The 13212-nt window shown below is 58.4% G+C and carries 13 protein-coding genes; 5 read left to right on the forward strand and 8 right to left on the reverse strand.

Going from position 1 to position 13212, the window contains the following annotated elements; all coding sequences use genetic code 11:
* The first annotated feature begins 32 nt into the window (after window positions 1-32).
* Both MKZ79_RS14140 and dtnK (MKZ79_RS14145) read left to right on the forward strand, forming a co-directional pair.
* Entirely contained in the window at window positions 33-977 is a 945-nt protein-coding gene (locus MKZ79_RS14140; protein ID WP_336143027.1) for a 2-keto-3-deoxygluconate permease, read from the forward strand.
* Window positions 974-2233, forward strand: coding sequence for a D-threonate kinase (gene dtnK / locus MKZ79_RS14145; RefSeq protein ID WP_336143028.1), 1260 nt, complete (start codon window positions 974-976; stop codon window positions 2231-2233). Before MKZ79_RS14140 ends, dtnK (MKZ79_RS14145) begins: the two co-directional genes overlap by 4 nt.
* 37 nt (window positions 2234-2270) lie before the next feature.
* Here the strand turns inward: dtnK (MKZ79_RS14145) and MKZ79_RS14150 are convergent, their stop codons facing one another.
* The 6 genes from MKZ79_RS14150 to MKZ79_RS14175 all read right to left on the reverse strand — a co-directional run bounded on the left by MKZ79_RS14150 (window position 2271) and on the right by MKZ79_RS14175 (window position 8157).
* Window positions 2271-2948: an SDR family NAD(P)-dependent oxidoreductase gene (locus tag MKZ79_RS14150; RefSeq protein WP_336143029.1), complete on the reverse strand. Its 678-nt coding sequence runs from the start codon at window positions 2946-2948 to the stop codon at window positions 2271-2273.
* Window positions 2945-3409: a YhcH/YjgK/YiaL family protein gene (locus MKZ79_RS14155; RefSeq protein ID WP_336143030.1), complete on the reverse strand. Its 465-nt coding sequence runs from the start codon at window positions 3407-3409 to the stop codon at window positions 2945-2947. Before MKZ79_RS14155 ends, MKZ79_RS14150 begins: the two co-directional genes overlap by 4 nt.
* Entirely contained in the window at window positions 3406-4590 is a 1185-nt protein-coding gene (locus MKZ79_RS14160) for a sialidase family protein (protein ID WP_336143031.1), read from the reverse strand. The genes MKZ79_RS14155 and MKZ79_RS14160 overlap by 4 nt, the downstream gene beginning before the upstream one ends.
* A 1-nt stretch (window position 4591) precedes the next feature.
* Window positions 4592-5998 carry a sodium:solute symporter family protein gene (locus MKZ79_RS14165; RefSeq protein ID WP_336143033.1) on the reverse strand — a complete coding sequence of 469 codons (1407 nt, stop codon included), beginning with the start codon at window positions 5996-5998 and terminating at the stop codon, window positions 4592-4594.
* A 116-nt stretch (window positions 5999-6114) separates the two neighbouring features.
* The gene (locus tag MKZ79_RS14170; RefSeq protein WP_336143034.1) at window positions 6115-6999 is read right to left on the reverse strand and encodes a dihydrodipicolinate synthase family protein; all 885 of its coding nucleotides are present in this window, start codon (window positions 6997-6999) and stop codon (window positions 6115-6117) included.
* A gap of 12 nt (window positions 7000-7011) precedes the next feature.
* Window positions 7012-8157 carry an iron-containing alcohol dehydrogenase gene (locus tag MKZ79_RS14175; RefSeq protein ID WP_336143035.1) on the reverse strand — a complete coding sequence of 382 codons (1146 nt, stop codon included), beginning with the start codon at window positions 8155-8157 and terminating at the stop codon, window positions 7012-7014.
* A gap of 205 nt (window positions 8158-8362) precedes the next feature.
* Between MKZ79_RS14175 and dtnK (MKZ79_RS14180) the strand changes: the two genes are divergently transcribed.
* The 3 genes from dtnK (MKZ79_RS14180) to MKZ79_RS14190 are packed head-to-tail and all read left to right on the forward strand — an operon-like array spanning window position 8363 to window position 11405.
* Entirely contained in the window at window positions 8363-9664 is a 1302-nt protein-coding gene (dtnK, locus tag MKZ79_RS14180) for a D-threonate kinase (RefSeq protein ID WP_336143036.1), read from the forward strand.
* Window positions 9657-10637, forward strand: coding sequence for a D-threonate 4-phosphate dehydrogenase (locus MKZ79_RS14185; protein ID WP_336143038.1), 981 nt, complete (start codon window positions 9657-9659; stop codon window positions 10635-10637). The genes dtnK (MKZ79_RS14180) and MKZ79_RS14185 overlap by 8 nt, the downstream gene beginning before the upstream one ends.
* 6 nt (window positions 10638-10643) lie before the next feature.
* A complete protein-coding gene (locus tag MKZ79_RS14190) occupies window positions 10644-11405 on the forward strand; it encodes a DeoR/GlpR family DNA-binding transcription regulator (RefSeq protein ID WP_336143039.1) in 762 nt (253 codons plus the stop codon).
* Between the two features lie 40 nt (window positions 11406-11445).
* Here MKZ79_RS14190 and speD read toward each other — a convergent pair whose 3' ends face one another.
* Window positions 11446-12255 carry an adenosylmethionine decarboxylase gene (speD, locus tag MKZ79_RS14195; protein ID WP_336143040.1) on the reverse strand — a complete coding sequence of 270 codons (810 nt, stop codon included), beginning with the start codon at window positions 12253-12255 and terminating at the stop codon, window positions 11446-11448.
* A gap of 27 nt (window positions 12256-12282) precedes the next feature.
* Complete coding sequence (gene speE, locus MKZ79_RS14200) at window positions 12283-13140, reverse strand: polyamine aminopropyltransferase (RefSeq protein ID WP_336143041.1); 858 nt, start codon at window positions 13138-13140, stop codon at window positions 12283-12285.
* Between the last annotated feature and the right edge of the window lie 72 nt (window positions 13141-13212).

Consider the following 13212-nt stretch of genomic DNA (forward strand, 5'->3'; position numbering starts at 1 on the left):
AAAAAAGGAATAACAAACGAGGCAGGATGCTGATGAAACTGAAACAGGCTATCGAAAAAATTCCGGGCGGTATGATGGTCGTACCGCTGGTTGCCGGAACCGCTCTTAATACTTTTGCGCCGCAGCTGCTGCAAATCGGCGGCTTTACCACCGCGCTATTCAAACAGGGCGCCGCGCCGTTGATTGGCGCCTTTCTGGTCTGCATGGGCGCCGGGATCAGCTTTAGCGCGGCGCCAAAAGCTATTCTGCAAGGCGGCAGCATCACGCTGGTAAAACTGCTGGTCGCGGTGGCGCTTGGCTTTACCGTCGATAAACTGGCAGGCGCCGGAGGCTTTTTCGGCCTTAGCAGCGTGGCGATTATCGCCGCGATGAGCAATGCCAACGGCGGGCTTTACGCGGCGCTGGTCGGTGAGTTTGGCAGCGAAACCGATATTGGCGCTATCCCACTGATGTCCATGAGCGACGGCCCTTTCTTTACGCTGATTGTATTGGGCGCCGCCGGCATGGCTTCCATTCCTTTTATATCGCTGGTCGCCGTAATAGTGCCGCTGCTGGTCGGCATGCTGCTGGGTAATCTGGATGCGGAAATGCGACGCTTTCTTACCGCTGGCGGCCCGGTGCTGATCCCCTTTTTCGCCTTCGCGCTGGGCACAGGTATCGATCTGGCGATGCTGCTGGAAGGCGGTATCGCAGGCATCGTACTGGGCCTGTTGACCACTTTCCTCGGCGGCTGGTTTAACGTTCGCGTCGATCGGCTGGTTGGAGGAAGCGGCATTGCGGGCGCGGCGGCTTCCAGCACGGCGGGAAACGCGGTCGCCACGCCGCTGGCGATTGCGCAGGCCGATCCTTCTCTGCTGAAAGTGGCTTCGGCCGCCACGCCGTTAATCGCCGCTTCCGTGATTACCACCGCGATCCTTACGCCCCTTTTTACTTCCTGGATAGCTAAACGCAGCGCGCCGCAGGAGGCCAAATCATGAAAATGCTGGTGATTGCCGATGATTTTACCGGCGCTAACGATACGGGCGTGCAGCTGGCGAAAAAAGGCGCGCGCACTGAAGTTTTATTGCAAAGCGACCCGACGGTTAACAGTCGTGCTGACGTGTTGGTCATTAATACGGAAAGCCGCGCCGTCGATGCGCAAGCGGCGGCGCGCTGCGTGACTGAGGCGATAGAGCATTACGCCGAGCAGCGTCCGACCCTCTATAAAAAAATCGATTCCACTTTTCGCGGTAATCCCGGCGCGGAAATCGCTGCGGCGCTGGCAGCGACGGGCGCGCGTCTGGCGGTGATCGCGGCGGCGATCCCGGCGGCGGGCAGAACCACGCTGAATGGGGAGTGTCTGGTTAACCGGCAGCCGCTGCACACCACCGAATTCGCCAGCGATCCCAAAACGCCGATCCTCAGCTCGCGCATCGCCACCATTCTGGCCAGCCAGACCGCTTTGCCGATAGAGGAGTTCTCGCTGGCTGCGGTACGTTCTCCTTCGCTCGGCGAGCAGCTGGCCGCGCTGGCGCAGCAGCAAACGCTGGTGGTGATGGATGCGGAAACGGAAGAGGATCTTGCCGCCATTGCCCGCGCGGCCGCGCGACTCGCTTTTCCCGTGGTCTGGGTGGGCGCGGCCGGGCTGGCGAACGCTTTGCCCGCGACCTTATATATGCAGCCGCGCAGCCGACTGCCGCTGCTGATTGTCGCCGGATCGATGAGTGAGGCGACCCGCAAACAGATCCATTACGCCAGTGCGCATGAAAATACGGCTGTGGTGGATGTTTTTCCTCAGGCGCTGTTGGGCGAAGAGGCGGCTGACTGTCTCAACCGGCTGGCGGACGAAAGCGCGGCCGCGCTGCTGCGGCAACAGCACTGCATTCTGCGCGCCAGCCGCAGCGAGCAGGAGAGAGAGCTTATTGGCAGCCTTTGCCAGCAGTGGCAATTAAGCCGCCAGCAGCTGGGCGAAACCATCAGCAAACGGCTGGCTGAGCTGACGGTGGCCATCCTTAATCGGGCGCAAATCGGCGGGCTATTTTTGACCGGCGGCGATATTGCTACGGCAGTGGCCGCCAGCCTGCATGCAAAAGGCTATCGGATTTCCGGCGAGATCGCGCCCTGCATTCCCTGGTGTACCTTTGTTCATAGCGATCTTGACGATCTGCCGGTGATCACTAAAGCCGGCGGCTTCGGCAGCGAAAATATTATCAGCGAGGCAATTGGCTTTCTGGAAAGGCTCTACGAGGAGTAAGAAAGCGGCGGCGTGGTTTATCCTGGCCGCCGCTTTTTTACAGCGAGGCGCCGCCGCAGATCACCAGCTCCTGGCCGGTGATGGCATCGGCGGCGGGCGAGAGCAGATAGCCGACCAGCGCGGCCACTTCCTGCGGCTGGATGTAGCGGCCAATCGGCGGCAGCTTCGGCGGCGAGCTTTCGCGGCCCGGCTGGCTCAGCATCGGCGTTTCCGTCGCGCCGGGCGCAACAATATTCGCGGTAATGCCGCGCGGCGCCAGCTCTGCCGCCCAGCTTCTTACCATGCCCTTCATCGCCGATTTGGTGCAGACATACTGACTGCGTCCCGCCGCGCCGGTCGAGGTTCGACTGCCGAGCAGCACGATGCGGCCGCCAGTCGGCAGCCGTGACGCCAGCTGGTTCGCCAGTACTTCCGCTACGCGAATATGCAGCTGCCAGAGCTTTTCGCTCGTCTCCTCATCCAGCTCGCCCAGCGGCGCGGCCTTCATCATGCCGGCGGCGTGGATCACCGCATCTATCTGCGGCAGCGTGGCGAGCGCCTGTTTTAGCGCGGCGGTATCGAACAAATCCACAGAGAGCGAGGTGAAAGCGGGATTGTCGCGCTTAACCAGCGTACGGCTCAGCCCGGTCACGCGCCAGCCTTCCTGCAGCAGCTGTTCCGCGATGGCGGCGCCAATCCCCGAGCTGACGCCGGTAAGCAAAGCGTGACGACTCATAGCGCCTCCAGCGGGATTTTAAAGACTGCTTTACGAATGGTGGCCGGTTCGCCGACCGCGCACAGCGCCTGATGCGCTTCGCCGGGATAAAAGATGGCGAAATCGCCTGGCCGCAGATGCAGCGAGTGCGGCAGCTGCGGCTGCGCGACGATAAACAGATCCGGCTTGCGCTCTTCCGCCTGCTGCTGGCGGGCATCGGCGCAGGAAAAGTGAATAATCTCTTCGCCCTCAAGCAGGATCTGAATATCCAGATATCGGCGATGAAACTCGGTATGCCGTGTTTCCTCAGGCGCGGTATTCGCCACGCCGATATTGCAAAACCAGCCAGCCTCCTGCGGCTGAATTTTTCCATCATCATGAGCGAGCAGCGCCGCAAAGCTGTGCTCGGGTCGGGAAAGCAGCGCTGCCAGCGCGGGCGGCAGCGTTGCCATTTTCAGCGTCGCCAGATTGCCGGTAATCATTGCGCCTCCTTAACCCAGGCCTCGTCCACGCAGACATATTTAATCGCCTGGCGGAAATAAGTGTAGGCAATATGCAGTTCGCCATGAATGCCCTGTTTGATGCTGGGATAGGAGAACTCGCGATTCAGCTTCTGCTGGGAATTATTGGTCATGCAGTAGCCGTCGCCTTCGTCCAGATTACGCCGCCACGGCCAGCTTCTGCCGCCGTCGGTGGAAATCGCCAGCGTCATCGGCGCACGCGGCGCGCCCCAGAACGCCGTTTTGCCGCTATGCGTGACAGGTTGCGTCGCCACGGCTACGTCGTCCTCTTCATCTTCAATTTCGTCATAGAGCGACAGGCGACGTTCGCTGGCGCCTTCGGCGCTCATGGCGTTGTAGACCAGCGCCAGATCGCCGTTAGCCAGCGTCGTGAGCTGGATCGACGAATTATTATTCGGCAGCTCGGTCGGCTGCGGCGCCGACCAGCTTTCGCCGTTATCGGTCGAGCGACTGGCATAAATGTTATCCGCCCAGCGGCTGCGGAACAGCGCCAGCAGCGAGCCGTCCTTCAGCAGCGTGATGTTCATATGCACGCAGCCGGTGCTCTCCGGCACGGCCACGTCGCGCCAGCTTTTTCCCTGGTCAGAAGAGATCTTCACCGCGCTGGTATCGTAGTTGCCGACCCACTTTTCGCCGGGCCGCGTGGTGCAGTAAAACACCGGCAGCAGCCAGTTGCCGTTCTCCAGCACCACAATCGGCTGACGGATAAAGGTGCCGGGCTTGTCCAGCAGCGTGGCGATCGGGCCCCAGCTTTTGCCGAAATCCTGCGACTGGCGAAAGCGCACGATGGCGGTATCCTGGTTGCCGGACTTCTGCGCCGTCCACAGCAGCCACAGCACGTTATCGGGCGCGAGAAACAGTACCGGGTTCTGCTCGGAGCGACTGCTGTCGTCGGAAAGCTTCTGCGGCTCGCTCCAGCAATCGCTGTTTTTCGCCAGCCGCGAGCACCAGACGGAGATATCGGCGATGCCTTCCTGAGTGCCGCCAAACCAGACGCAAAGCAGGTCGCCGTCCGGCAGCGGCAGCAGATTGGCCGCATGGTTTTGCGGGCAGGGCGAAGGCAGCATCGCCACTTGTTGGCGAGGATCTTTATCGGCCGGCTGCACCAGACCATTACGTTCCACTGTCAGGGTTTCACTCATATCAGGCTCCACTTTTTTGCATGCTGTTTTTTACGCTCTGACGGCTCGGGATCAGATAGTCGATAGCCATAATCACCGCTGGCGTAATCAGCGCGATATACATGTTGTTGATACCAAAAGGATCGCCCAGCACGAACCAGACGGAAGTCATCACGCAGGCGCCGATCAGGCCCCAGTTCGCGCCGCGCGCGCTTTTAAACATCGGCAGATAGAAGGCGATAATCGCTACCACGGAGATCGACAGACGGATCGCGCGGGTAAAGAAAGAGAGCTTGAGTACTTCCGGGACGAACAGCACGAAAATCAGCGGCGCAAAGCCGATCGCCAGCGACAGCCAGCGGGTCATTTTAAATTCGCGCTCCGGCGTTGGCTTGCGGTAAGGCACATAGAAATCTTTTACGATCAGCGAAGCGATAGCCAATGCTACGGTGCCGACGCTGACAAAAATCGAGGCGACCAGCGAAGTGGTGACAATACCCGCCAGCCACGGGCTCATATCCTGTAAGAACACCGGCAGCGCATAGAGGCTTTGAATATCCGGGTGCAGATATTTCGCCGCCACGCCGATCATCGCGATAGCAATACCAATCGGCAGGCAGAAGAAGAACGCTACCCAGGTTGCGCGCCGCGCCGCCGCAGGACTTTTGGTGGAGGAAATTGCCTGGATCACAAACTGGGTACAGAAGATCGAGCCGATGGTGCCAATCAGCCAGGCGACGATGGTGCTGGCGCCTACGTGGCCGTCCCACGTCCAGTAGAAGGAAGGCATTTTCTCAACCATTGGCGTAATGCCGCCGGTCATTTTCAGCGCCACGCCGAGAATAATCAGGATACCGACATATTTCAGCGTGCTGTGCAGCATCGTCACCCAGGCCATGCCTTTCATGCCGCCGAAAGCGAAATAGAAAGTACTGACAATGGCGGTAATAAAGGCCGCAACGGGCAGATTCACTTTTAATACGGTAGAGATAGCCGCCGCGCCGCTGACGTAATTGCCGACGTTCACCAGCAGCAGCGCGTAAATCATAATAACAGAGATAATATTCTTGGTGGTGCTGCCGTACTTTTCCGCTATCGCGCCGGAAATAGTAATCTTGCCGGTATTATAAATGCGCTTCACCAGCAGCAGGCCGAAGATGGGAAAGCCAATCGCCGCGCCGATGACCGACCAGGATGCGGCAAAGCCATCTTCAAAAGCGGCCTGCGCGGTGCCGATGGTCGATTTGGCGCCGATATATTCCGACATCAGCATAATACCGACGATAAAAGCGGGCATGGCGCGCGACCCTTCCATAAAGTCGCCGGAGCTTTTACTTCTTAGCCGGTAAGTCAGCCAGGTGGTAAACAAAATATAGGCGACCACCATGCAAACAATAATTAGCGTGCCTTCAGCAGAAAACTCTTTCATTGTGATGCCTCACTATGAGCGGACGCGGCGGCCTGCGGCTCTTTTCGCGCCCTTGTAGGGTTAAGCGCCGGATAGGGCGCTGAAGGTGGAATATGCCCCAACGGCCTGCACAGGGATTATTGGGTGTACTGATTGACGATCTGGCGAATACGCTGCTCTTCTTCGGCGCTGAAGCGCACGGCATAGCGGCTTTCGCCCACGTCGTAGCCCATCAGCGCCACGGCTTTTTTCACCGCCGCAGGCGAGAAGGCGACGCCGTAGAGATCGGTGCGCAGGCCGGTGACGTTTTCCTGCTCTTTGCGCGAGCCTTCGATATCGCCATCGTTAAAGCGCGCCCAAATTGCGTTGATCTCTTTAGGCGCGACGTTGGCCAGCCCGGAGATGCAGGCGGAACAGCCGTCGACAAAGCCCTGGTGGATTAGCGAATCCGGGCCGTTGAGCACGTTAAAGTTTTCAGCGCCTTCGGCAGCCTGTAAAAAACCGCTCAGGCTCTCATAGCTGCCCGCGCTGTCCTTGATGCCGACGATATTGGGATGCGCCGCCAGCATGCGTACCGTCTCTGGCTGTAGCGTATTGCCGGTGCGCGCCGGGATGTTGTAGAGAAACACAGGCACTTCCAGCGCGTCGGCGACCGCTTCGTAATGGGCGATCAGCTCTTCCTGCTTCAGCGGCACGAAGTAAGGCGTAATCACTGAGACGGCATCCACGCCCATGCTGGCGACCTGTTTGCCCAGGCGGATAGTTTCGCGGGTAGAAATCTCGCCGACATGCGCGACCAGAAACGCCTTGCCGGCCACTTCCTCCACGCAGGTCGCGGTCACGGCCAGCTTCTCTTTTTCATTCAGCACGAAAAACTCGCCGTTGGTGCCGCCGCAAAAAATGCCGTTGCCCGCAGCGAGCTGGCGCTGGATCTGCTGACGCATCGCGCGCTCATGGTAGTCGCCCTCAGCGGTAAACGGCGTGACGATAGCGGTCAGCACGCCGGTTATTTTCTTTATCATGGCTTTGTCCAGTTAGTGATTCAGAGTGGGAAACAGCGTCAGATAAACCTCGCGCACATCGTCGGCGCTGACGCTACCCGGCACGTTTTTCATCAGGCGCTGTACGTCCAGCGCGGCCTCGACCAGATAGGGCAGGTGATCGGCGTTGATACCCAGTTCGTCCAGGCTGGCGGGTAGCTTCAGACGCTTCACCAGCGCGGCGAAGTAGTCCACCAGCGCTACGGATTTTTCTTCCTCGCTGAGTGAGGCATTGGCGTCCGGCAACAGATCGTAAGCCTGCGCGAATTTGCCGACCGCAGCCGGACGCACGAAGCGCATACAGGGCGCCAGCAGAATGGCGTTCGCCACGCCGTGCGGCAGATGGTATTTGCCGCCCAGCGGATAGGACATGGCGTGCACCAGATGTGTGCCAGCGTGCGCGATAGCCGCGCCGCCGTAGTAAGAAGCCCAGAGCATATCCAGACGCGCCGCCAGGTTATCCGGCTCCGCGATGGTCTTTTCCAGGCTGGCGAACAGCTTCTTCATGCCGATCAGCGCGTAGTTATCACTAACCGGATTAGCGACGTTGGCGGTAAAGCATTCGAGCAGATGACAGAGCGCGTCGATGCCGGTCGAAGAGGCGATATGCGCAGGCATACTGGTGGTCAGCTCGGGCGCCAGCACTACGTAATCGGGCAGCATCACCGGCGAAATAATGCCGACTTTGGTTTCTTTCTCCGGGATAGCCAGGATTGCGTTTGGCGTGGCCTCGGAGCCTGTGCCAGCGGTCGTTGGGATCAGCAGCGAAGCGGTGCGGCGCTGCGGTTTTTCGCCGGCCAGCAGCGCTTCCAGCGAGGGCGCGTCGTCCGCGCAGAGCACGGAAAGCAGTTTGGCGACGTCCAGCACGCTGCCGCCGCCAACGCCGATCACCAAATCCACTTTCCGCGTCGACAGAGAAGCCAGCACCGTCGCCACATCATGCTGACTGGGTTCCGGCGGCACCGAATCCACAATGTTCAGCATTGTCTGGCCGCTAATCTGCGTAATCAGCTGCTGTACCGCCGGGATACCGACGATATTTTTGTCCGTCACCATCAGCACCTGCTGATGGTTCTGCAGCAGATAGCCAATGTCGTTAAGCGTCTGGTATCCGCTAATCACGGTGCTGTTGATATTCATGCCTTTTACCCTGTTGTCGCTGCCGATGGTTGCACGGCGTGATTGTATTTGCTCATTTATGACCCTTCTCCGGCGGGAGAGGGATAAATTTATAGGGCAAATTGATTTTGATTAATTTGATCGTGCTCACATATAATCAATCGTGATTGAATATAATCATATCCGGCGAGAGCACTTCGCTTTCGCGCTGCCGTCAGGAGAAGAGATGTCGCGCTTAACGTGGAAAACGCCCGTGCTGGTGATCGCCGATGACTTCACCGGCGCTAACGACGCCGGAGCCGGACTGGCCAGCGTCGGCGCGCGCGTACAGGTGCTGTTTGATGCCGCCACATCGGCAAAACATTGCGATGTGCGAGTAGTGAATACGGATAGCCGGGCAGTTAGCGCAGAGCTGGCGGCCAGCCGCATCGCAGCAGCCGTAAACGCGCAGCAAGAGAGGGCGCGCGACGGCTGGCTGTTTAAAAAAATCGACTCCACGCTGCGCGGCAATCCTGGTGCTGAGACAGAAGCGGCGCTTAGGGCCAGCGGAAAAAGCGTTGCGCTGATTGCGCCAGCAGTGCCTGCGCTGGGCCGCACCACGGTAGAAGGCTGCTGTTATATCGACGGTCGTCTGCTAACGGAAACGGAATATGCCAGCGATCCTAAAACGCCGGTAAGCAGCGCCAGCATTCCGGTCAGGCTGCGGGAGCAAACGGCTTTAGCGATCGGCGTGATCCCACTGGCGGCGCAGGATCTGCGTCAGCGCATCGAGGCGGCCATTGCGGATGGCAAGCGGCTGATCGTGTTGGATGCGCAAACGGACGGCGATCTGCAACGCATTATGCAGGCGGCGGACGAGCTGCCAGAGCGGCCTTTGCTGGTTGGCGCCGCCGGGCTGAGCGAGGCGCTGGGCAGACAGCTGGCCGGAACCACGCGGAACCGCGCGGCGACAAATGCGCCGAAGATCGCGTCGGCAAAGCCCGTGCTGGCGGTAATAGGCTCAATGAGCGAAGCGGCGCAGCGGCAGATCGGCCGGCTGATGCAGCGACAGGCGATCGAGCTGATCGACGTCGATATCCGGCAAATTTTCAGCGGCGACTCGCAAAGTCTGATTTGGCGCCAGGCGGTCACGGCGGCGCTGCAGCAGGGCCGACACTGCGTGATCCGCACCTGCCAGCAGGCAGAGCAGCGCCAGGAGATTGCGGCGCTGTGCGAACGCTATGGCCTCAGCCGCCAGCAGCTCGGCGAACGGATTTGCGCTTATCTGGCGGCGCTTACCGCCGATGTGCTGCGGGACGTGACGCCGTCAGCGCTTTATCTTTCCGGCGGCGATGTGGCAATAGCGGCGGCGCGCGGATTAGGCGCGCAGGGCTTTCAGATTACAGGACAGATAGCGGGCTGCGTGCCTTATGGCTATCTGCTGCAAGGCAATGACAACCTGCTGGTGCTTACCAAGGCTGGCGGTTTTGGTGATGAAAACACCCTGGTAGAAGTTTTTCGTTTTATTGAGGAGAAGGCGAGTGAGTAAAATTATTGCGGTTACCATGGGCGATCCGGCGGGTATTGGCCCGGAAATAATCATCAAATCCCTGGCGGAAGGCGAGCTTTCCGGCGCGCCAGCCGTCGTCGTGGGCTGTGCCAGCACGCTGCGACGGATTATGGCAATGGGCATTACACCGCAAGCGGAACTGCGAGTGTTGGACAGCGTGGCCGATGCGCATTTTGCGCCGGGCATGATTAACATCATCGATGAGCCGCTGGCCGATCCCGAAGCTTTAAAACCGGGCGTGGTACAGAAAGCCGCAGGCGACCTGGCTTATCGCTGCGTAAAGCGCGCTACCGAGCTGGCGCTGGCGGGCGAAGTGCAGGCTATCGCCACCGCGCCGCTGAATAAAGAGGCGCTGCATTCCGCCGGGCATCTTTATCCGGGCCACACTGAATTGCTGGCGAAGCTGACCGATAGTAAAAACTACGCAATGGTGCTCTATACCGACAAGCTGAAAGTCATTCACGTCACCACGCATATCGCGCTGCGTAAGTTCCTGGATACGCTGAACCGCGATCGCGTAGAGACGGTGATCGGCATGGCGGAAACTTTCCTGAAGCGCGTCGGCTATGAAAATCCGCGCATTGCGGTAGCAGGGGTCAATCCCCACGCGGGCGAAAACGGCCTGTTTGGCGACGAGGAGATAAAAATTGTTGGGCCATCGGTAGAGGCAATGAAAGCCAAAGGCATTAACGCCTTCGGCCCTTGTCCGCCGGATACGGTGTTTTTGCAGTGCTACGAGGGGCAATACGACATCGTGGTAGCGATGTATCACGATCAGGGACATATTCCGCTCAAGCTGCTGGGCTTCTATGACGGCGTTAATATCACTGCTGGCCTGCCGTTTATTCGTACTTCCGCCGACCACGGCACGGCGTTTGATATTGCCTGGACAGGTAAAGCGAAGTCTGAGAGCATGGCGATTTCCATTCAGCTAGCGATGCAGCTTGCATAAGGACATATGAAGGGACAAAGTCGCCTTGACCAGATCATGGACTATCTGAAAAGCCATAATCTGGTAACCGTCGATCAGCTGGTGGCGGCCATTTCCGCGTCGCCGGCCACGATTCGGCGGGATCTGATCAAACTGGATCGGGAAGGGGTAATCAGCCGGACGCACGGCGGCGTTACCCTGAACCGCTTTATTCCCGCTCAGCCTACTACGGTCGAGAAGATGCAGCGTCATCTTAGCGAGAAACAGGCTATCGCGATGGCGGCGACCAGTCTGGTAAAAGCCAACGACGCCGTGGTGCTGGATGCGGGCACAACTATGCTGGAGCTGGCTCGTCAGCTTACGCATCTGCCGCTGCGGGTGATTACCGCCGATCTGCATATCGCCCTGTTTCTGTCGGAGTTTAAGCAGATTGAAGTGACGATTATCGGCGGACGAATCGATGACTCCAGCCAGTCCTGTATCGGCGAGCACGGCCGCAGGCTGCTGCGCAATATCTATCCCGACGTGGCTTTTGTCAGCTGCAACTCCTGGAGCCTGGAGAAAGGCATCACCACGCCGACGGAAGAGAAAGCGGGCCTGAAAGAGGATCTGCTGATTAACGCGCGCCGCAAAGTACTGCTGGCGGACAGCAGCAAATATGGTTCCTGGTCGCTGTTTTGCGCCACGCCGCTGCAAAGTCTGACCGATATCATTACGGATGAACAGCTGGGTGAGAAAGAGGTGAAGGAGCTGAGCGGCCAGCCGTTTACGCTGACGCTGGCGCGCTAAATGTAAAACGGGCCGCCCGAAGGCCGCCCGCTGGTGAAACCTACAGCGTTTTAAAGCCTACGGAGGGAATATTGCGTCCGTAGTAAATTTCCCGCATCTCTTTCCACAGCAAATCGGTAATGCGCTTGTGCTCATGCGGCGTCAGATCTTCTGGCCGCGTGTGGAAAAGATAGTGCTTCAAATCAAACTCTTTCAGCAGCATCTTGGTGTGGAAGATGTTCTCCTGATAGACGTTGACGTCCATCATGTCATACATCGACTTCATATCTTCCGACATAAAATTCTGAATCGAATTGATTTCATGATCGATAAAGTGCTTCACGCCGTTAACGTCGCGGGTAAAGCCGCGCACGCGATAGTCGATGGTGACGATATCGGACTCAAGCTGATGGATCAGATAGTTCAGCGCTTTCAGCGGCGAAATCACGCCGCAGGTCGACACTTCGATATCCGCGCGGAAGGTGCAAAGGCCGCCTTCTGGATGGCTTTCCGGATAGGTATGCACGCAGATATGGCTTTTATCCAGGTGCGCGACCACCGAGCCGGGCAGCGGGCCGGGATGTTCCGAGTTATCGATATCTTTGGGGTCGATCGGCTCCTCGCTGACCAGGATAGTGACGCTGGCGCCCTGCGGCTCGTAATCCTGGCGCGCGATATTCAGCACGTTGGCGCCGATAATCGAACAGGTTTCGCTAAGGATCTCCGTCAGCCGGTTGGCGTTGTACTGCTCATCAATGTACGCAATATAGCCGTCACGCTCCGCTTCGGTATTCGCGTAACAGATATCGTAGATACAAAAACTCAGGCTTTTCGTCAGGTTGTTGAAGCCATGTAGTTTAAGCTTTTGCAATTTCGTTCACCCCCTTAAAATGCCCGGTTAGTCGGCCAGCGCATTCAACAGATATTGCGGCAGGGCAAAGCTGCCGGTGTGGATCGCCGGATTGTAGTAGCGACAGGTCAGGCCGGACTGCTGATAACGCGCCGCAAGCGTGGCCGTATCCAGCTGGCGCAGCGCCGGGTTGTCGCTCGCCCAGGCGAACGTCATAATGCCGCCGTAATAGGTCGGCACGGCCGCCTGATAGAAGCTGACGTCCTTAAAGTAGTGGCTCAGCTTACGGTGGCTGTTGACGGCTTCATCCTGCTGGAGAAAGCAAACGCCATTCTGCGCCACAAAAATGCCGTTTTCATTGAGGCAGCGCCGACATCCTTCATAAAAGTCCGAGGTAAACAGACTTTCGCCCGGCCCGATCGGATCGGTGCAGTCGGAGATGATCACGTCGAACTTTTCGTTGCAGCTGCGCACAAAGTTTACGCCATCGTCGATCACCAGCTTAAAGCGCGGATCTTCATAGGCGCCGGCATTGTGGTTAGGCAGATACTGTTTGCAGAACGTCACCACGCCCGCGTCGATCTCCACCATGGTGATCTGTTCGATCTCTTTATGACGGCTGACTTCGCGCAGCATAGCGCCATCGCCGCCGCCGATAATCAATACGCGCTTCGCCGCGCCGTGCGCCAGCAGCGGCACGTGAGTCATCATTTCGTGATAGATAAACTCATCGCGCTCGGTGGTTTGCACCACGCCATCCAGCGCCATTACGCGCCCCAGCTCGGCGTTTTCAAAGATAACCAGATCCTGATGTCCGGTCTGTTCGCGGTATAAAATTTTATCGACAGCAAAATACTGCCCAAAACCGGTATGAAGCGTTTCATACCACATCTCTTTTTCGGCCATGGTACGGCTCTCCTGGTTGTAGCAGCCACGAAAAATGGGCGCGATATGATAGCCAACTCTGACCGTGCTTGC

It is taken from the genome of Erwinia sp. CGal63 (assembly GCF_037026505.1).
Classification (GTDB): Bacteria; Pseudomonadota; Gammaproteobacteria; order Enterobacterales; family Enterobacteriaceae; genus Erwinia.

Excerpts from the sequence above, each read along its gene's own strand:
- MKZ79_RS14140 (WP_336143027.1), top strand. The coding sequence starts at position 33 with ATGAAACTGAAACAGGCTATCGAAAAAATTCCGGGCGGTATGATGGTC.
- dtnK (WP_336143028.1), top strand. The coding sequence starts at position 974 with ATGAAAATGCTGGTGATTGCCGATGATTTTACCGGCGCTAACGATACG.
- MKZ79_RS14150 (WP_336143029.1), bottom strand. The coding sequence starts at position 2,948 with ATGAGTCGTCACGCTTTGCTTACCGGCGTCAGCTCGGGGATTGGCGCC.
- MKZ79_RS14155 (WP_336143030.1), bottom strand. The coding sequence starts at position 3,409 with ATGATTACCGGCAATCTGGCGACGCTGAAAATGGCAACGCTGCCGCCC.
- MKZ79_RS14160 (WP_336143031.1), bottom strand. The coding sequence starts at position 4,590 with ATGAGTGAAACCCTGACAGTGGAACGTAATGGTCTGGTGCAGCCGGCC.
- MKZ79_RS14165 (WP_336143033.1), bottom strand. The coding sequence starts at position 5,998 with ATGAAAGAGTTTTCTGCTGAAGGCACGCTAATTATTGTTTGCATGGTG.
- MKZ79_RS14170 (WP_336143034.1), bottom strand. The coding sequence starts at position 6,999 with ATGATAAAGAAAATAACCGGCGTGCTGACCGCTATCGTCACGCCGTTT.
- MKZ79_RS14175 (WP_336143035.1), bottom strand. The coding sequence starts at position 8,157 with ATGAATATCAACAGCACCGTGATTAGCGGATACCAGACGCTTAACGAC.
- dtnK (WP_336143036.1), top strand. The coding sequence starts at position 8,363 with ATGTCGCGCTTAACGTGGAAAACGCCCGTGCTGGTGATCGCCGATGAC.
- MKZ79_RS14190 (WP_336143039.1), top strand. The coding sequence starts at position 10,644 with ATGAAGGGACAAAGTCGCCTTGACCAGATCATGGACTATCTGAAAAGC.
- speE (WP_336143041.1), bottom strand. The coding sequence starts at position 13,140 with ATGGCCGAAAAAGAGATGTGGTATGAAACGCTTCATACCGGTTTTGGG.